This is a genomic window from Aeribacillus sp. FSL K6-8394, from assembly GCF_038008865.1.
GTDB classification, from domain to species: domain Bacteria; phylum Bacillota; class Bacilli; order Bacillales; family Aeribacillaceae; genus Aeribacillus; species Aeribacillus composti.
Window position 1 is genome coordinate 144,733 of the sequence record NZ_JBBPAA010000002.1, and the last position, 15,771, is coordinate 160,503.

At 40.7% G+C, this 15,771-nt stretch carries 27 protein-coding genes and 1 pseudogene; all 28 read left to right on the forward strand.

The window, feature by feature from the left end; all coding sequences use genetic code 11:
- Positions 1 to 20: 20 nt before the first annotated feature.
- The 28 genes and pseudogenes from rpsQ to NSR00_RS13235 all read left to right on the forward strand — a co-directional run bounded on the left by rpsQ (position 21) and on the right by NSR00_RS13235 (position 15,168).
- Positions 21 to 284: a 30S ribosomal protein S17 gene (gene rpsQ / locus NSR00_RS13100; protein WP_063387167.1), complete on the forward strand. Its 264-nt coding sequence runs from the start codon at positions 21 to 23 to the stop codon at positions 282 to 284.
- Positions 285 to 325: 41 nt separating this feature from the next.
- The gene (gene rplN, locus NSR00_RS13105; protein ID WP_063387168.1) at positions 326 to 694 is read left to right on the forward strand and encodes a 50S ribosomal protein L14; all 369 of its coding nucleotides are present in this window, start codon (positions 326 to 328) and stop codon (positions 692 to 694) included.
- Between the two features lie 35 nt (positions 695 to 729).
- Entirely contained in the window at positions 730 to 1,041 is a 312-nt protein-coding gene (gene rplX, locus NSR00_RS13110; RefSeq protein ID WP_063387169.1) for a 50S ribosomal protein L24, read from the forward strand.
- 20 nt (positions 1,042 to 1,061) lie between these two features.
- Positions 1,062 to 1,607, forward strand: coding sequence for a 50S ribosomal protein L5 (gene rplE / locus NSR00_RS13115; RefSeq protein WP_063387170.1), 546 nt, complete (start codon positions 1,062 to 1,064; stop codon positions 1,605 to 1,607).
- A 20-nt stretch (positions 1,608 to 1,627) separates the two neighbouring features.
- Positions 1,628 to 1,813 carry a type Z 30S ribosomal protein S14 gene (locus NSR00_RS13120; RefSeq protein WP_063387171.1) on the forward strand — a complete coding sequence of 62 codons (186 nt, stop codon included), beginning with the start codon at positions 1,628 to 1,630 and terminating at the stop codon, positions 1,811 to 1,813.
- A gap of 30 nt (positions 1,814 to 1,843) precedes the next feature.
- On the forward strand, positions 1,844 to 2,242 hold the full coding sequence (gene rpsH / locus NSR00_RS13125) for a 30S ribosomal protein S8 (RefSeq protein WP_063387172.1): 399 nt from the start codon (positions 1,844 to 1,846) through the stop codon (positions 2,240 to 2,242).
- Positions 2,243 to 2,271: 29 nt separating this feature from the next.
- A complete protein-coding gene (rplF, locus tag NSR00_RS13130) occupies positions 2,272 to 2,808 on the forward strand; it encodes a 50S ribosomal protein L6 (protein ID WP_063387173.1) in 537 nt (178 codons plus the stop codon).
- Positions 2,809 to 2,839: 31 nt separating this feature from the next.
- Positions 2,840 to 3,202 (forward strand): 50S ribosomal protein L18, encoded by a 363-nt coding sequence (gene rplR, locus NSR00_RS13135; protein WP_063387174.1) that lies wholly within the window; start codon positions 2,840 to 2,842, stop codon positions 3,200 to 3,202.
- Between the two features lie 21 nt (positions 3,203 to 3,223).
- Positions 3,224 to 3,724, forward strand: coding sequence for a 30S ribosomal protein S5 (gene rpsE, locus NSR00_RS13140; RefSeq protein ID WP_063387175.1), 501 nt, complete (start codon positions 3,224 to 3,226; stop codon positions 3,722 to 3,724).
- Between the two features lie 13 nt (positions 3,725 to 3,737).
- Positions 3,738 to 3,920, forward strand: a complete 183-nt coding sequence (rpmD, locus tag NSR00_RS13145) for a 50S ribosomal protein L30 (protein WP_063387176.1) — start codon at positions 3,738 to 3,740, stop codon at positions 3,918 to 3,920.
- 23 nt (positions 3,921 to 3,943) lie between these two features.
- Positions 3,944 to 4,384, forward strand: a complete 441-nt coding sequence (gene rplO / locus NSR00_RS13150) for a 50S ribosomal protein L15 (protein ID WP_063387177.1) — start codon at positions 3,944 to 3,946, stop codon at positions 4,382 to 4,384.
- Positions 4,384 to 5,676, forward strand: a complete 1,293-nt coding sequence (secY, locus tag NSR00_RS13155) for a preprotein translocase subunit SecY (RefSeq protein ID WP_063387178.1) — start codon at positions 4,384 to 4,386, stop codon at positions 5,674 to 5,676. Before rplO ends, secY begins: the two co-directional genes overlap by 1 nt.
- A gap of 58 nt (positions 5,677 to 5,734) precedes the next feature.
- Positions 5,735 to 6,388 carry an adenylate kinase gene (locus tag NSR00_RS13160; protein WP_063387179.1) on the forward strand — a complete coding sequence of 218 codons (654 nt, stop codon included), beginning with the start codon at positions 5,735 to 5,737 and terminating at the stop codon, positions 6,386 to 6,388.
- Positions 6,385 to 7,131: a type I methionyl aminopeptidase gene (gene map, locus NSR00_RS13165; protein ID WP_117017136.1), complete on the forward strand. Its 747-nt coding sequence runs from the start codon at positions 6,385 to 6,387 to the stop codon at positions 7,129 to 7,131. Before NSR00_RS13160 ends, map begins: the two co-directional genes overlap by 4 nt.
- A 9-nt stretch (positions 7,132 to 7,140) precedes the next feature.
- Positions 7,141 to 7,481, forward strand: a pseudogene (locus NSR00_RS13170) (KOW motif-containing protein).
- Complete coding sequence (gene infA, locus NSR00_RS13175; RefSeq protein ID WP_003178377.1) at positions 7,459 to 7,677, forward strand: translation initiation factor IF-1; 219 nt, start codon at positions 7,459 to 7,461, stop codon at positions 7,675 to 7,677. Before NSR00_RS13170 ends, infA begins: the two are co-directional and overlap by 23 nt.
- Before the next feature lie 35 nt (positions 7,678 to 7,712).
- On the forward strand, positions 7,713 to 7,826 hold the full coding sequence (gene rpmJ / locus NSR00_RS13180) for a 50S ribosomal protein L36 (protein WP_003156543.1): 114 nt from the start codon (positions 7,713 to 7,715) through the stop codon (positions 7,824 to 7,826).
- A 23-nt stretch (positions 7,827 to 7,849) separates the two neighbouring features.
- The gene (gene rpsM, locus NSR00_RS13185) at positions 7,850 to 8,215 is read left to right on the forward strand and encodes a 30S ribosomal protein S13 (protein ID WP_063387182.1); all 366 of its coding nucleotides are present in this window, start codon (positions 7,850 to 7,852) and stop codon (positions 8,213 to 8,215) included.
- A 20-nt stretch (positions 8,216 to 8,235) separates the two neighbouring features.
- Complete coding sequence (rpsK, locus tag NSR00_RS13190; RefSeq protein WP_063387183.1) at positions 8,236 to 8,625, forward strand: 30S ribosomal protein S11; 390 nt, start codon at positions 8,236 to 8,238, stop codon at positions 8,623 to 8,625.
- Positions 8,626 to 8,809: 184 nt separating this feature from the next.
- A complete protein-coding gene (locus NSR00_RS13195) occupies positions 8,810 to 9,754 on the forward strand; it encodes a DNA-directed RNA polymerase subunit alpha (protein ID WP_063387184.1) in 945 nt (314 codons plus the stop codon).
- 53 nt (positions 9,755 to 9,807) lie between these two features.
- Positions 9,808 to 10,203, forward strand: a complete 396-nt coding sequence (gene rplQ / locus NSR00_RS13200) for a 50S ribosomal protein L17 (protein ID WP_063387185.1) — start codon at positions 9,808 to 9,810, stop codon at positions 10,201 to 10,203.
- Between the two features lie 183 nt (positions 10,204 to 10,386).
- Positions 10,387 to 11,229 (forward strand): energy-coupling factor ABC transporter ATP-binding protein, encoded by an 843-nt coding sequence (locus NSR00_RS13205; RefSeq protein ID WP_094244885.1) that lies wholly within the window; start codon positions 10,387 to 10,389, stop codon positions 11,227 to 11,229.
- A complete protein-coding gene (locus tag NSR00_RS13210; protein WP_117017135.1) occupies positions 11,205 to 12,080 on the forward strand; it encodes an energy-coupling factor ABC transporter ATP-binding protein in 876 nt (291 codons plus the stop codon). Before NSR00_RS13205 ends, NSR00_RS13210 begins: the two co-directional genes overlap by 25 nt.
- The gene (locus NSR00_RS13215; protein WP_340789382.1) at positions 12,070 to 12,867 is read left to right on the forward strand and encodes an energy-coupling factor transporter transmembrane component T family protein; all 798 of its coding nucleotides are present in this window, start codon (positions 12,070 to 12,072) and stop codon (positions 12,865 to 12,867) included. Before NSR00_RS13210 ends, NSR00_RS13215 begins: the two co-directional genes overlap by 11 nt.
- 11 nt (positions 12,868 to 12,878) lie before the next feature.
- A complete protein-coding gene (gene truA / locus NSR00_RS13220; RefSeq protein ID WP_063387189.1) occupies positions 12,879 to 13,619 on the forward strand; it encodes a tRNA pseudouridine(38-40) synthase TruA in 741 nt (246 codons plus the stop codon).
- A 145-nt stretch (positions 13,620 to 13,764) separates the two neighbouring features.
- Positions 13,765 to 14,202, forward strand: coding sequence for a 50S ribosomal protein L13 (rplM, locus tag NSR00_RS13225; protein ID WP_063387190.1), 438 nt, complete (start codon positions 13,765 to 13,767; stop codon positions 14,200 to 14,202).
- Between the two features lie 21 nt (positions 14,203 to 14,223).
- On the forward strand, positions 14,224 to 14,616 hold the full coding sequence (rpsI, locus tag NSR00_RS13230) for a 30S ribosomal protein S9 (RefSeq protein ID WP_063387191.1): 393 nt from the start codon (positions 14,224 to 14,226) through the stop codon (positions 14,614 to 14,616).
- 114 nt (positions 14,617 to 14,730) lie between these two features.
- Positions 14,731 to 15,168, forward strand: a complete 438-nt coding sequence (locus NSR00_RS13235; protein WP_340789385.1) for a DUF2521 family protein — start codon at positions 14,731 to 14,733, stop codon at positions 15,166 to 15,168.
- Positions 15,169 to 15,771: the final 603 nt, after the last annotated feature.

Sequence of the window (15,771 nt, forward strand, 5' to 3'; positions counted from 1 at the left end):
CGTGAGAGGAGGTTTGCCAAATGAGTGAACGCAACAAGCGCAAAGTTTATACTGGACGCGTCGTGTCGGATAAAATGGATAAGACCATCACTGTTCTTGTTGAAACTTATAAAAAACACCCGCTTTATGGAAAACGCGTGAAATATTCTAAAAAGTTCAAAGCTCATGATGAGCAAAACAAAGCGAAAGTCGGCGATATCGTTCGCATTATGGAAACTCGCCCGCTATCTGCAACAAAACGTTTCCGTTTAGTTGAAATTGTAGAAGAAGCAGTTATTATTTAATTTGGTTCGGATGAAAAAAATTCCGAAGGGAGGTCACGAACATGATTCAACAAGAATCTCGTTTAAAAGTTGCTGATAACTCTGGTGCACGTGAATTGTTAACAATTAAAGTTCTTGGCGGATCTGGTCGTAAAACAGCAAATATCGGTGATATTATTGTCGGTACGGTTAAACAAGCAACACCAGGAGGCGTTGTTAAAAAAGGTGATGTAGTAAAAGCTGTTGTTGTGCGTACAAAACGTGGTGTGCGCCGTCCTGACGGTTCGTACATTCGTTTTGACGAAAACGCATGCGTCATCATCCGCGAAGACAAAAGCCCAAGAGGTACTCGTATTTTTGGACCGGTTGCGCGTGAACTTCGCGATAAAAACTTTATGAAAATCGTTTCTCTTGCTCCAGAAGTACTTTAATTATGAGTTTGGCTTACCAAGGAGGTGTGTAATCGATGCATGTTAAGAAGGGTGACAAAGTAATGGTGATCGCCGGAAAAGATAAAGGAAAACAAGGCGTGATCCTTGCAGCATATCCGAAAAAGAACCGCGTGCTTGTGGAAGGCGTGAACATCGTGAAAAAACATGCGAAGCCTTCTCAAGATAATCCACAAGGCGGAATTATCAGTAAAGAAGCGCCTATTCATGTATCAAATGTAATGCCATTAGATCCAAAAACAGGTGAACCGACTCGTGTCGGTTATAAAATTGTGGACGGCAAAAAGGTGCGTGTAGCAAAAAAATCAGGTGAAATTTTAGATAAATAATTTGGAAGGGAGGTCTATTTATGAACCGCCTTAAAGAAAAATACGTAAAAGAAATCATACCTGCACTAATGAACAAGTTTAACTATAAATCTGTTATGCAAGTTCCTAAAATCGAAAAAATTGTCATCAATATGGGCGTCGGTGATGCAGTCCAAAATGCGAAAGCGCTGGACAGTGCTGTTGAAGAATTAACTCTCATTTCTGGTCAAAAACCTGTAGTGACTCGTGCGAAAAAATCCATTGCCGGCTTCCGGCTTCGTGAAGGAATGCCAATCGGCTGCAAAGTTACGCTTCGTGGAGAGCGTATGTACGATTTCTTTGACAAATTGATTTCCGTTTCTTTACCACGTGTGCGCGACTTCCGTGGTGTATCTAAAAAATCATTTGATGGCCGCGGCAATTATACGCTTGGTATTAGAGAACAACTTATTTTCCCAGAAATTGATTACGATAAAGTAAATAAAGTAAGAGGTATGGATATCGTAATCGTTACAACAGCAAAAACCGATGAAGAGGCTCGCGAGCTATTAACTCTGTTCGGCATGCCGTTCCAAAATAATCGCTAATTTAGATTGGAGGCGAAAATGTGGCTAAAAAGTCAATGATTGCGAAACAAAAACGCAAGCAAAAATTTAAAGTGCGTGAATACACACGCTGTGAACGCTGCGGCCGTCCGCATGCAGTCATCCGCAAATTTAAGCTTTGCCGTATTTGTTTCCGTGAACTTGCTTACAAAGGTCAGATCCCTGGCGTGAAAAAAGCTAGTTGGTAGTATCGATAAATGGGAAGGAGGTTATTTATAATGGTGATGACAGATCCTATTGCAGATATGCTTACTCGCATTCGCAATGCGAACATGGTTCGTCATGAAAAACTGGAAGTTCCTGCTTCCAAAATTAAACGGGAAATTGCTGAAATTTTAAAGCGTGAAGGGTTTATTCGCGATTATGAATATATTGAAGATAATAAACAAGGTATTTTGCGCATTTTCTTAAAGTACGGGCCTAACAACGAACGTGTTATAACTGGCCTTAAACGAATCAGCAAACCAGGCTTGCGCGTTTATGCAAAAGCTAATGAAGTGCCACGTGTGTTGAATGGATTAGGAATAGCAATCGTTTCGACTTCTCAAGGCGTTTTAACTGATAAAGAAGCACGCGCGAAGCAAACAGGCGGAGAAGTGCTCGCATACGTTTGGTAATTTTTTAACACGAAATGGAGGTGTCATTCATGTCACGTGTAGGGAAAAAACCGCTTGAAATTCCTTCAGGTGTCACTGTTACGATTAATGGAAATACAGTAACAGTAAAAGGACCAAAAGGAGAATTAACCCGTACATTTCATCCAGATATGGATATAAAAGTTGAAGATCAAGTATTAACTGTTACTCGTCCATCTGACAATAAAGAGCACCGTGCTCTTCACGGGACGACTCGCAGCCTTCTTGCCAATATGGTTGAAGGTGTTTCCAAAGGCTTTGAAAAAAGTTTAGAACTGATCGGGGTCGGATACCGTGCATCAAAATCAGGAAAAAAACTAGTATTGAATGTCGGATACTCTCATCCAGTCGAATATGAACCTGAACAAGGCATTGAAATCGACGTTCCTTCTCAAACAAAAATCGTCGTTAAAGGTACAGATAAAGAGCGTGTTGGCGCAGTCGCTGCAAATATTCGTGCGGTTCGTCCGCCTGAACCATATAAAGGAAAAGGCATCCGCTATGAAGGAGAATATGTGCGCCGCAAAGAAGGTAAGACTGCTAAGTAATGCCGCATAAAGAAAGAAAGGAGTGACGTAGATGATTACAAAACCTAGTAAAAATGCGGTTCGCAAAACTAGACATGCACGCGTGCGTTCAAAGGTTTCCGGTACAGCCGCTCGCCCGCGTTTAAACGTATACCGCTCCAACAAGCACATTTATGCTCAAGTGATTGATGATACAAATCACCAAACGCTTGTGAGTGCTTCTACTTTGGATAAAGAGCTTAACTTGGAATCAACTGGGAATGTAGAAGCTGCTCAAAAGGTCGGCGAACTTGTTGCAAAACGTGCGCTTGAAAAAGGTATTAAATCTGTTGTGTTTGACCGTGGTGGATATTTATATCATGGACGTGTGAAGGCTTTAGCTGATGCAGCTCGCGAAGTTGGCCTTGAATTTTAATTGACAAAGGAGGGAAAAGTGATGCGTCGTATTGATCCAAGCAAACTTGAACTTGAAGAACGTGTTGTTACCGTAAACCGTGTTGCAAAAGTAGTAAAAGGTGGCCGTCGTTTCCGTTTTGCTGCTCTTGTTGTTGTCGGAGACAAAAACGGTCATGTAGGTTTCGGAACTGGTAAAGCGCAAGAAGTTCCTGATGCTATCCGCAAAGCAATTGAAGATGCAAAGAAAAACTTAATTGAAGTACCAATTGTAGGTACGTCCATTCCACACGAAGTAATCGGTAAATTCGGTGCAGGAAAGATTCTCTTGAAACCTGCTGTTGAAGGTACGGGGGTTATCGCTGGAGGACCTGTCCGTGCAGTACTTGAATTAGCAGGTGTTCACGATATCTTATCTAAATCTTTAGGCTCCAATACACCGATTAATATGGTTCGGGCAACAGTTGACGGGTTAAAGCAGCTGAAGCGTGTAGAAGATGTTGCTAAACTTCGTGGAAAAACGGTTGAAGAACTGTTAGGATAAGGAGGGAAAGACAATGGCAAAAAAATTGGCGATTACCCTCAAAAAGAGTGTAATTGGTCGTCCTGAAGACCAAAGAATAACCGTTAAAACATTAGGCTTGCGGAAATTGCATCAAACAGTTGTTCATAATGACAATCCGGCAATTCGCGGAATGATCAATAAAGTGTCACATCTCGTGAAAGTGGAAGAACAATAATCAAATAAGGAGGTGCCAAGGTTATGAAGCTTCATGAATTAAAACCGGCAGAAGGTTCTCGTAAAGAGCGGAATCGTGTTGGTCGCGGTATTGGTTCAGGTAATGGAAAAACTGCTGGACGTGGTCAAAAAGGACAAAATGCCCGATCTGGCGGTGGAGTTCGCCCTGGATTTGAAGGCGGTCAAACTCCTCTATTCCGTCGTTTGCCAAAACGTGGGTTTACAAACATTAACCGCAAAGAATATCAAGTTGTGAACTTGGACAAATTGAATCGTTTTGAAGACGGTACGGAAATTACTCCAGAGCTTCTTTTGGAAACAGGTGTTGTAAGCAAACTGAAAGCAGGTATTAAAGTGCTTGGAGACGGTAAATTAGAGAAAAAATTAACGGTTAAAGCACACAAATTTTCTGCTTCAGCAAAAGAGGCAATTGAAGCCGCCGGCGGTTCTGCTGAGGTGATTTAATGTTCAAGGCAATCTCCAATTTTATGCGCGTGGGTGACATTCGCAATCGAATCTTGTTCACCCTTCTTATGCTGGTAATTTTCCGGATCGGCACTTTTATCCCTGTCCCGGGTGTGAACGCAGACGTACTAAAAGCACAAGACCAATTGAACGTATTTGGCGTTTTGAACATTTTTGGAGGCGGGGCATTGCAAAACTTCTCCATTTTAGCAATGGGGATTATGCCTTACATTACTGCTTCAATCATTGTTCAGCTTCTGCAAATGGACGTTGTACCGAAATTTACAGAGTGGTCGAAGCAGGGTGAAGTAGGCCGCAGAAAGCTTGCCCAATTCACGCGTTATTTAACAATTATTTTAGGATTTATTCAAGCGCTGGCAATGTCATATGGCTTTAATAATATGGCCGGCGGTCTGTTAATCATAAACCCTGGCATTGGAAACTATTTGTTGATCGCACTTGTTTTAACTGCGGGAACAGCCTTTTTAATGTGGCTTGGTGAGCAAATTACCGCAAAAGGCGTTGGGAACGGTATTTCTATTATTATCTTTGCTGGGATTGCTGCCGGCATTCCAACGGCAGTAAACCAAATTTATGCTCAACAATTTGCGGATGTTGGCGATCAGCTATTTTTAAGAATTGTAACTGTCGTTTTGCTTGTTCTTGCCGTTTTATTAGTAGTTGTAGCTGTTATTTTCGTTCAACAAGCATTCCGAAAAATTCCGATTCAGTATGCAAAGCGGCTTGCAGGTAGAAGTCCGGTTGGGGGACATTCAACGCATCTCCCATTGAAGGTTAACTCTGCTGGAGTCATTCCAGTCATTTTTGCAGTATCGTTTATTGTTACCCCCACTACGATTGCATCGTTCTTTGGACCAAATGATGTAACAAGATGGATTCAAAAAACATTTGATTACACGCAACCTATCGGGATGATCATCTACGTTGCATTAATTATCGCTTTCGCTTATTTCTATACATTTGTTCAAGTGAACCCGGAGCAAATGGCTGAAAATTTGCAGAAGCAAGGCGGCTATATACCGGGTATAAGACCAGGAAAAAGTACACAAGAGTACGTAACGAAAATTTTATACCGTTTAACATTTGTCGGTTCTATTTTTCTAGCAGTTGTCTCAATACTTCCTGTCTTTTTTATAAAATTTGCTGACTTGCCTTCTTCAGCACAAATAGGTGGAACAAGTCTCTTGATCGTTGTCGGTGTCGCTTTGGAAACTATGAAGCAGCTTGAGAGCCAGCTTGTCAAACGTCATTACAAAGGTTTTATGAAATAAGAGGTTGTGGGGCGATGAATGTCCCATTCCCTCGAAAAGCGTTTGAGGGGGAGAGTCCATGAATTTAGTATTAATGGGGCTGCCTGGGGCAGGAAAAGGAACACAGGCTGAAAAAATTGTTGAAAAATACAACATCCCGCATATCTCAACAGGAGATATGTTCAGAGCAGCTATAAAAGATGGAACCGAGTTAGGGTTACAAGCGAAGTCTTATATGGATAAAGGCGAATTAGTGCCGGATGAAGTTACGATTGGTATTGTTCGGGAAAGATTAGGCAAGAATGATACTGATAAAGGCTTTTTATTGGATGGTTTTCCGCGCACCGTTGCTCAAGCGGAGGCTTTGGAGCAAATTTTAAAAGAGCTTAATAAAGAAATTGATTATGTTATCAACATTCATGTTGACCAAGAAATTTTAATGGAACGGCTAACAGGACGAAGAATTTGCAAAAATTGCGGTGCAACGTACCATCTTGTATTCAATCCGCCAAAAGAAGAAGGAATTTGTGATAAGTGCGGAGGAAATTTATATCAACGAGCTGATGATAACGCTGAAACCGTTGGAAACCGTTTGGAAGTGAATTTGAAGCAGACGAAACCGCTGCTTGATTTCTATAAATCTAAAGGCTATTTGAAAAATATTGACGGTCAGCAAGAGATTAACAAAGTATTTGAAGATATTTGCAACTTGCTTGGAGGCTTGGGTGAATGATTATTTGCAAAACAAAGCGCGAAATTGAAATTATGCGCGAGGCTGGACGGATTGTTGCTTTAACTCACCAAGAACTCCAGAAATATATTCAGCCTGGTATTACAACAAAAGAACTGGACAGTATTGCTGAAAAGTTTATACGTGAACATGATGCAATCCCCTCATTTAAAGGGTATAATGGTTTTCGCGGCAGTATTTGCACTTCCGTGAATGAAGAGCTTGTTCACGGAATACCTGGAGACCGTGTATTGCGTGATGGAGATATTATTAGTATTGACATTGGTGCGAAATACAACGGCTATCACGGGGACTCTGCATGGACTTATCCTGTCGGTACAATTTCCGAAGAAACACAGAAATTGCTTGATGTTACAAAAGAATCTTTATATAAAGGATTAGAAGAAGCAAAACCAGGGGGAAGACTTTCGAACATTTCTCATGCCATTCAAGTTTACGTCGAATCTCACGGTTTTTCCATTGTTCGTGAATACGTAGGTCATGGCGTAGGGCAAGACTTGCATGAGGATCCTCAAATTCCGCATTATGGTCCACCGAACAAAGGGCCAAGGCTGAAGCCCGGTATGGTTTTAGCGATTGAGCCTATGGTCAATGCGGGAAGCCGTTATGTCAGAACGTTAGCTGATAATTGGACTGTCGTGACTGTAGATGGCAAAATGTGTGCTCATTTTGAACATACAATTGCCATTACTGATACAGGTTATGAAATTTTAACAACACCCTAAGTGAAGGTGATGTGCGTGAGTGATCCTGAGTCGAGTCCGCAAATAGGTCAGTTTGTCTTGATTACGAAAGGGAGAGAAGCTGGCAAATATGCGATTGTCGTGAAAATTCTCGATGATCGATTCGTATTGATTGCCGATGGAGAAAAGCGAAAGTTTCATTCTCCAAAGAAAAAAAACATCCATCATCTTGAATTTTTTGATTGCGTATCTCCGGAAGTTCAGAACAGTATATTGGAAACTGGCCGTGTGACAAATGGCAAACTTCGATATGCAATAAGCCGATTTGTCAATGAACAAGTTACTGATTTGAGGAAGGGAGACAATTGAATGGCGAAAGACGATGTCATTGAAGTAGAGGGTACCGTTGTTGAGACGTTGCCTAACGCGATGTTTAAAGTAGAGTTGGAAAATGGTCATACCGTGCTGGCTCATGTTTCTGGAAAAATTAGAATGCATTTTATTCGTATTTTGCCGGGTGATAAAGTAACGGTTGAATTATCACCATATGATTTAACCCGCGGAAGAATTACGTATCGATATAAATAATTTGCACTCCGGATTATTAAGGAGGTTGGATAAACATGAAAGTAAGACCATCAGTGAAACCTATATGCGAAAAATGTAAAGTCATTCGCAGAAAAGGAAAAGTTATGGTTATTTGCGAAAATCCAAAACATAAACAAAAACAAGGTTAATTTTTGAAGGAGGTGCTCATATTATGGCGCGTATTGCTGGTGTAGATATTCCACGCGATAAACGCATTGTCATTTCTTTAACTTATATTTACGGAATCGGTCGTTCAACAGCTCAAAAAATATTAGCTGAAGCTGGAGTTTCCGAAGATACTCGTGTTCGTGATTTAACAGAAGAAGAATTAGGAAGAATCCGTGACATTGTCGACACTTATAAAGTGGAAGGAGATCTTCGACGGGAAGTTTCTCTAAACATTAAGCGTCTCATTGAAATTGGCTGCTACCGTGGTATCCGACATCGCCGTGGTTTGCCTGTTCGAGGCCAAAATACGAAAAATAACGCACGTACTCGTAAAGGACCGCGCCGTACGGTTGCTAACAAGAAAAAATAAGTAAAGGAGGTTAACTGTAAATGGCTCGTAAAACAAATACTCGCAAACGCCGCGTAAAAAAGAATATTGAGACAGGCATCGCACATATTCGATCAACCTTTAACAACACGATTGTCACTATTACTGATGTGCACGGCAATGCAATTGCTTGGTCAAGTGCCGGTGCATTAGGATTTAAAGGTTCTCGTAAGTCAACTCCGTTTGCTGCACAGATGGCAGCTGAAGCAGCTGCTAAAGCTTCTATGGAGCACGGAATGAAATCATTAGAGGTTTCTGTAAAAGGACCTGGCGCAGGCCGCGAAGCTGCGATTCGTGCTCTTCAAGCAGCAGGTCTTGAAGTGACATCTATTAAAGACGTCACACCTGTTCCACATAATGGATGCCGTCCGCCAAAACGTCGTCGTGTGTAATTTATCTGTATATATTTTGTAACCCTGTCAATAATGGGTTATGATACAGTTATAGATTCTAGCATTTATTAAGATGTTGTTTGTGCACATTCGGGACTTTATGATTGGGGAATTTCGGTTAGACGCGTTTTCTCTTCTTTGTCTAGCCGGGGTTTCGACGTTTTGAAGGAGGGTTTTATTTAGAATGATTGAAATTGAAAAACCAAAAATCGAAACGGTTGAAATCAGTGATGACGCGAAATATGGGAAATTCGTTGTCGAGCCACTTGAGCGTGGATATGGTACAACTTTGGGTAACTCCTTACGTCGTATCCTATTATCCTCACTACCTGGTGCCGCTGTAACATCTGTTCAAATTGACGGCGTCCTCCATGAATTTTCTACAATTGATGGTGTCGTCGAAGATGTTACAACGATTATTTTAAATTTAAAAAAGCTTGCTCTGAAAATTTATTCAGAAGAAGAGAAGACGCTAGAAATTGACGTACAAGGTGAAGGGCCCATTACGGCAGCAGATATAACTCACGATAGCGATGTTGAAATATTAAATCCTGATCTTCATATTGCAACTCTTGCGAAAGATGCTCATTTGCGGCTGAGAATGACGGCGAAGCGCGGGAGAGGATACAGCCCGGCTGAGGAAAATAAACGGGAAGATCAACCAATAGGTGTCATCCCAATCGATTCGATTTACACACCCGTTTCTAGAGTTTCTTATCAAGTGGAAAATACACGGGTTGGTCAAGTGACAGATTATGATAAGCTGACAATTGATGTTTGGACAGATGGAAGCATCGGTCCAAAGGAAGCTATCGCACTTGGCTCTAAAATTTTGATGGAGCACTTAAACATTTTCGTTAGCTTAACAGATGAAGCGCAAAATGTTGAAATCATGGTTGAAAAAGAAGAGGACCAAAAAGAAAAAGTGCTTGAAATGACGATTGAGGAACTTGACCTCTCTGTTCGTTCTTATAACTGTTTGAAACGTGCAGGTATTAACACAGTTCAAGAACTTGCGAACAAAACAGAAGAGGACATGATGAAAGTGCGTAATTTAGGACGCAAATCGCTAGAAGAAGTAAAACAAAAATTAGAAGACCTTGGTTTGAGTTTACGAAAAGACGATTAACTGATTTTTCAAAGTCTATATAGATCAACTTCCAACAAAGGAGGGAACATCACATGTCTTATAGAAAATTAGGACGTACTAGTGCGCAGCGTAAAGCAATGCTCCGTGACTTAGCAACGGACTTAATTATTAACGAACGAATTGAAACGACTGAAGCCCGTGCAAAGGAGCTTCGTGCTGTTGTAGAGAAGCTGGTTACTTTAGGTAAACGTGGTGATTTGCATGCTCGTCGCCAAGCAGCACAGTTTATTCGCAATGAGGTTGCGAAAACTGTGACAGTTTCAGGCCAAGACGGAAAGGAAAAAGAAAAACCTTTCTATGCATTGCAAAAATTATTTGATGAAGTGGCACCACGTTACCAAGATCGTCAAGGCGGCTACACACGAATTTTGAAAATGGGTCCTCGCCGTGGTGACGGAGCACCAATGGTTATCATTGAATTCGTGTAATTTAGATATAAATGAACTTCAAGGGCGGGACAGTTGTAATGACTGCATCTATGCCCTTTTTTATTTATCTTCAAGTACTTTACAAAGCGGATTGATTTTCTTTTGGCAGCCTCTGCATCTCATATTTATAGACATGATATTCGCGTTTACTTCATCTGTACTTGAGGCGGGAGGAGGGCATCTGTGGAACGGTCGATCATTCAAGTTCAACATGTAACATACCGCTATAATAAAGAAAGTGAAAAGCCTGCACTAACGGATGTTTCCTTTGATGTGTATGAAGGGGAATGGCTGGCCATCGTCGGACACAATGGATCAGGGAAATCAACATTGGCCCGGATGCTAAACGGTCTGCTGCTGCCTGACGAAGGAACCGTTACTGTATCAGGAATCACATTATCAGAAAAAACCATTTGGGATATTCGAAAACGGATTGGAATGGTGTTTCAAAATCCAGATAATCAATTTGTCGGCGCCACTGTACGGGACGATGTCGCTTTTGGTATGGAAAACATAGGTATACCGAGAGAAGAGATGGTAAAACGAATCGAATGGGCGACGAAAATTGTAAAAATGAATGAATTTTTAGAACGGGAACCTCATCATCTTTCTGGCGGACAAAAGCAGCGGGTCGCGATTGCAGGCGTTTTGGCTGTTCAACCAAGCATTATTGTTTTAGATGAAGCGACTTCAATGCTTGATCCAATTGGACGCCGGGAAGTAATTGAAACCATTTGGTCATTGAAAGAAAAAGGGCTTGTGACGGTCATTTCCATCACTCATGATTTGGAAGAGGCGGCCAAAGCAGATCGGATGATTGTAATGAATGGAGGCAAAAAATTTGTGGAGGGAACTCCGAAAGAAGTGTTTCGCTTGGAAGAGGAGCTGGTAAGCATCGGTTTAGATCTTCCGTTTTCTTACAAGCTGAGCAAACGGCTTCTTGAAAAAGGAGTGCCTTTAGCGACGCGACACCTTAATGTAGAAAGCCTGGTGGACGAATTATGGACATTAAAATCCGACAATTAGAACATCGTTACCAAATGAACACTCCTTTTGAACGGCTCGCTTTGTGTGATATCAATATGGATATCCATGAAGGAACATATTTGGCCGTGATTGGGCATACCGGGTCGGGAAAATCAACGATTTTGCAGCATTTAAACGGCCTGCTTTTGCCAACGAAAGGCTCTATTCAACTTGGAGACCGGCTGATTAAGGCAGGAGAAAAACAGAAAAACTTGAAATCTATCCGAAAAAAGGTCGGAATTGTCTTTCAATTCCCAGAGCATCAATTATTTGAAGAAACCGTCGAAAAAGATATAGCATTCGGTCCAATGAATTTTGGCGCATCGTTTGAAGAAGCGAAAAAAAAGGTAAAAGAAGTGCTGCCGCTTGTCGGTCTAGGAGAAGAAATCCTTCATCAATCCCCGTTTGAGCTAAGCGGGGGGCAAATGCGAAGAGTGGCGATTGCAGGTGTTTTAGCGATGGAGCCGGAGGTGCTCGTTTTAGATGAACCGACTGCAGGATTGGATCCAAAAGGCCGAAATGAGATCATGGAGCTTTTTTATCGTCTCCATAAAGAAAAAAAATTAACAACAATATTAGTAACGCATAGCATGGAAGACGCAGCAAAGTACGCTGATGAAATTGCCGTTTTGCACCAAGGGGAATTAAAGATGAAAGGGTCGCCAAAGGAAATATTCCGGTTGACTGGGGAACTGGAGCAGCTTGGGCTCGATTTGCCGGAATCAATTAAATTTGTCATGAAGCTTGAAGAAAAATTTTCTTTAACGGTTGAAGACAAGCCATTGACTTTAGAGGAAACGGCCGATTTCATTGAAGCCCTTTTAAAAGAAGGTGTCGTATATGATCGATAATATCATCATCGGAAAATATGTTCCTGGCAGCACAGTCATTCATCGAATGGATCCCCGTGCAAAACTGCTAACGATTTTTTTATATGTTTTTATCGTCTTTTTTGCCAATAACGGAATCACTTACTTTTTATTAGGATTATTTACGTTCATCATTATTTTGCTGACGAAGCTTCCGTTCTCTTTCTTATGGAACGGTTTAAAACCTGTTATATGGATCGTTGGGTTTACATTTTTGCTGCACATTTTAGTAACAAAAGAAGGGGACATGCTGTTCCGCTTCGGCTTTTTTTCCATTTATGAAGAAGGCTTGCGGCAAGGGTTTTTTATCTCTCTTCGGTTCATTTTCTTAATTTTTATGACAACGACATTGACCTTAACAACAACGCCTATCGAAATAACGGATGGAATGGAAAGTCTGTTAAAGCCTTTTAAAAAATTTAAACTTCCTGTCCATGAACTAGCATTAATGATGTCTATTTCTCTTCGCTTTATACCGACTCTGCTGGAGGAAACAGAAAAAATTTTAAAGGCGCAAATGGCAAGAGGGGTAGATTTTACATCAGGATCTGTAAAAGAGCGAATAAAAGCAATCGTTCCTTTGCTTGTACCACTTTTCATCAGCGCTTTTAAGCGGGCCGAAGAGCTTGCTACCGCTATGGAAGCCAGGGGGTATCGCGGAAGTGAAGGACGTACGAAAATCAGGCAGCTGAAATGGGGAGCGATTGATTCCATTATGATGGCCTCTATCCTGCTGTTATCAATTATTTTATTACTATTGCGTGCCTAGGAGTTTTAAAAATGAGGATTAAATGCACAGTTTCGTATGATGGATCAGGATTTAGCGGTTATCAGCGCCAGCCCGGCCTCCGGACAGTACAAGGAGAGATTGAGGAAGCATTAATGAAAATCCACAAAGGGGAGCGGATAAAAATTACTGCTTCCGGCAGAACAGACGTCGGCGTGCATGCTGTTGGCCAAGTATTTCATTTTGATACAAGCCTCAAAATTCCGATGGAAAAATGGCCGATTGCTTTGAATACGCTGCTTCCTCAAGATATTTCCATTCAAAATGCAGAGCTTGCCGATCAAGATTTTCATGCCAGATTTTCTGCAAAGAAGAAAGAATACCGCTACCGTTTGTATCGCAGTTTTCAACGAGATGTGTTCCGGCGTCATTATGCATACCATTTTCCAAATCCGTTAAATATTGAAACGATTCGAACTGCCTCCCGTTTCATTATTGGAACACATGATTTTACAAGCTTTTGCTCTTCTAAAACAGAAACGGAAAATAAAGTGAGAACTATTTATGAAGCGGATATATGGGAAGAAGGAGATGAAATTACGTTCCGTTTTGTCGGAAGCGGCTTCCTTTACAATATGGTTCGTATTTTAGTCGGAACATTGATTGAAGTAGGAGAAGGGAAGCGCAAGCCGGAAGAAATAAAACAAATTATCGCAGCCAAAGATAGATCAAGAGCCGGGAAAACAGTTTCTGGATGCGGTCTATATCTTTGGAAAGTTTATTATGACAACTAATCCAGGTGTAACATTTTCTTGACATTCATATCTTAAAAAGATAAGATAACATATGGTATGTATTTCAAGCCCCACGATTAGCCCCGGAAAATAATCGTGTTTTTGAAATAGACTTTTCGACATGAACGATTAAGGAGGGAAAACAATGCGTACAACGTTTATGGCAAAGCCGCATGAAGTTGAGCGCAAATGGTATGTTGTTGATGCAGCTGGCAAAACTTTAGGACGTCTAGCAAGCGAAGTTGCATCTATCTTACGCGGAAAACACAAACCAACGTTTACACCGCATGTAGATACAGGTGACCACGTAATTATTATTAATGCTGAAAAAATCGAATTAACTGGAAAAAAATTAACAGACAAAATTTATTATCGCCACAGCCAGCATCCTGGTGGTTTAAAATCAAGAACTGCATTAGAAATGCGAAACAACTATCCTGAAAAAATGCTGGAACTTGCTATTCGCGGAATGCTTCCAAAAGGTTCCCTTGGACGCCAAATGTTTAAAAAATTGCATGTTTACAGAGGAAGCGAACATCCTCATCAAGCACAGAAACCAGAAGTTTATGAACTTCGCGGATAATTTAATAAGGAGGTTATCATTTTGGCACAGGTTCAATACTACGGTACCGGTCGTCGCAAAAGCTCTGTTGCCCGTGTTCGGTTAGTTCCTGGTGAAGGCCGTATCGTAATTAATAAACGGAACATTGAAGATTACATTCCAACAAAAGCTTTGATTGAAGATATTAAACAACCGCTTGTTTTAACAGAGACAGTTGGCAATTATGATGTACTAGTAAATGTTAGAGGCGGCGGTTTCACTGGTCAAGCAGGCGCTATTCGCCACGGAATTGCTCGTGCACTTTTACAAGCTGATCCAGAATATCGCGGAACGTTAAAGCGTGCAGGCTTATTAACTCGAGATGCTCGCGTAAAAGAGCGTAAGAAATACGGTCTTAAAGGAGCACGCCGTGCACCGCAATTTTCAAAACGTTAATGATTCGAACCTTAAACCACAACAAATTGTTGTGGTTTTTTATTTGCAATTGGAAAGGAGTGGTTGAATGGAACAGCGTGAACTGAAAAAAATAAAAACAAGGAGGAGATTTTGATGAATGTAATTACAGACTTTAATGAAAGACGGCAGGAAAAAAAGCTTCTCACTGAGCGAAAAATGTTAAAAGATCTCCCAATTCGCAAATTGAAAAATATGATTGATGAATGGTTTAATCCTTTTTTTCAAAAACGCTTCCATAAAACTGCAATGGAAGAAGAGTGTGTCCACTCGGCCATTGAATCTTTTTTGCTGGGAGCGGCCTACAGCCGGTTCGGATATTACGGGGAATCGATGGAGCAGGCCAATACACGTTGTATACAGGAAGAACAAGAGCTTATTAACAATTTATTTGACAATATTCTTTATTTGGCAAGGGAATCAAATGATGATTTTGTTATGGAATCCATCTATTTGGCATGCCAGCACTTTATTCATTATTGGTGGGAAGAAGGGTTTTTAGCTGGAAAAAAGAGATACAAACTAAAGCTTTAAAAGCAGTTCATGCATGGCTCATTTCAACTTCGTTGGAACGGGCTTTTTTTATGCCTAAAAACGGCTTGTGAAAAAATGATTTGACGGGGGCCATTGCTGAATTCGCCTTTTGATTGGCTTTTTTATTTCAAAAAGGAAAAGTTCAGGATTTATTGGCAGTGCTGCTTATTTTTTGCAAGGAAGAATGAAGCAAAATGGTTTTTTATTTCCTATGTGAAATATTACTCGTAAGGACAATTTGGGCGACATCCATGCACTGTGGCTATGTTATGAAAACTTTTAAAAAACAAAAAATTGCGGTTTTCAAAATGTTCATCTCGATATGAACGTCTTTTCAACGATTCCAGATTTTCAGAGAGAGAAAAAGCTTTTATCATTTGCCGAGCAACCCCCCCTATTGTGTAACGCAGGTGAGGAAATCGGCTTTTATTTTTTATTTGGCTTTTTTTGCTGAGCTTTGACACACGTTTCTTTTCTCTTTACCACAAAGATTTTATTAGCACTTTTCATTTAGGCGAATAGGCTTAAAACTTTTGTGACTGTTCAAAAAATTTTAGTGCCTTATACAAAATCATCCATTATAATATTTCTATCAATTTTTTA

Coding starts and splice junctions, on each gene's coding strand:
- NSR00_RS13195 (WP_063387184.1), top strand. CDS start 8,810: ATGATTGAAATTGAAAAACCAAAAATCGAAACGGTTGAAATCAGTGAT.
- NSR00_RS13215 (WP_340789382.1), top strand. CDS start 12,070: ATGATCGATAATATCATCATCGGAAAATATGTTCCTGGCAGCACAGTC.
- rpsH (WP_063387172.1), top strand. CDS start 1,844: ATGGTGATGACAGATCCTATTGCAGATATGCTTACTCGCATTCGCAAT.
- rplX (WP_063387169.1), top strand. CDS start 730: ATGCATGTTAAGAAGGGTGACAAAGTAATGGTGATCGCCGGAAAAGAT.
- rplN (WP_063387168.1), top strand. CDS start 326: ATGATTCAACAAGAATCTCGTTTAAAAGTTGCTGATAACTCTGGTGCA.
- rplF (WP_063387173.1), top strand. CDS start 2,272: ATGTCACGTGTAGGGAAAAAACCGCTTGAAATTCCTTCAGGTGTCACT.
- rplO (WP_063387177.1), top strand. CDS start 3,944: ATGAAGCTTCATGAATTAAAACCGGCAGAAGGTTCTCGTAAAGAGCGG.
- NSR00_RS13210 (WP_117017135.1), top strand. CDS start 11,205: ATGGACATTAAAATCCGACAATTAGAACATCGTTACCAAATGAACACT.
- rpmD (WP_063387176.1), top strand. CDS start 3,738: ATGGCAAAAAAATTGGCGATTACCCTCAAAAAGAGTGTAATTGGTCGT.
- rpsE (WP_063387175.1), top strand. CDS start 3,224: ATGCGTCGTATTGATCCAAGCAAACTTGAACTTGAAGAACGTGTTGTT.
- rpsM (WP_063387182.1), top strand. CDS start 7,850: ATGGCGCGTATTGCTGGTGTAGATATTCCACGCGATAAACGCATTGTC.
- rplM (WP_063387190.1), top strand. CDS start 13,765: ATGCGTACAACGTTTATGGCAAAGCCGCATGAAGTTGAGCGCAAATGG.
- NSR00_RS13160 (WP_063387179.1), top strand. CDS start 5,735: ATGAATTTAGTATTAATGGGGCTGCCTGGGGCAGGAAAAGGAACACAG.
- rpsQ (WP_063387167.1), top strand. CDS start 21: ATGAGTGAACGCAACAAGCGCAAAGTTTATACTGGACGCGTCGTGTCG.
- rpsK (WP_063387183.1), top strand. CDS start 8,236: ATGGCTCGTAAAACAAATACTCGCAAACGCCGCGTAAAAAAGAATATT.
- rplQ (WP_063387185.1), top strand. CDS start 9,808: ATGTCTTATAGAAAATTAGGACGTACTAGTGCGCAGCGTAAAGCAATG.
- secY (WP_063387178.1), top strand. CDS start 4,384: ATGTTCAAGGCAATCTCCAATTTTATGCGCGTGGGTGACATTCGCAAT.
- rplE (WP_063387170.1), top strand. CDS start 1,062: ATGAACCGCCTTAAAGAAAAATACGTAAAAGAAATCATACCTGCACTA.
- infA (WP_003178377.1), top strand. CDS start 7,459: ATGGCGAAAGACGATGTCATTGAAGTAGAGGGTACCGTTGTTGAGACG.
- truA (WP_063387189.1), top strand. CDS start 12,879: ATGAGGATTAAATGCACAGTTTCGTATGATGGATCAGGATTTAGCGGT.
- map (WP_117017136.1), top strand. CDS start 6,385: ATGATTATTTGCAAAACAAAGCGCGAAATTGAAATTATGCGCGAGGCT.
- rplR (WP_063387174.1), top strand. CDS start 2,840: ATGATTACAAAACCTAGTAAAAATGCGGTTCGCAAAACTAGACATGCA.
- NSR00_RS13235 (WP_340789385.1), top strand. CDS start 14,731: ATGAATGTAATTACAGACTTTAATGAAAGACGGCAGGAAAAAAAGCTT.
- rpmJ (WP_003156543.1), top strand. CDS start 7,713: ATGAAAGTAAGACCATCAGTGAAACCTATATGCGAAAAATGTAAAGTC.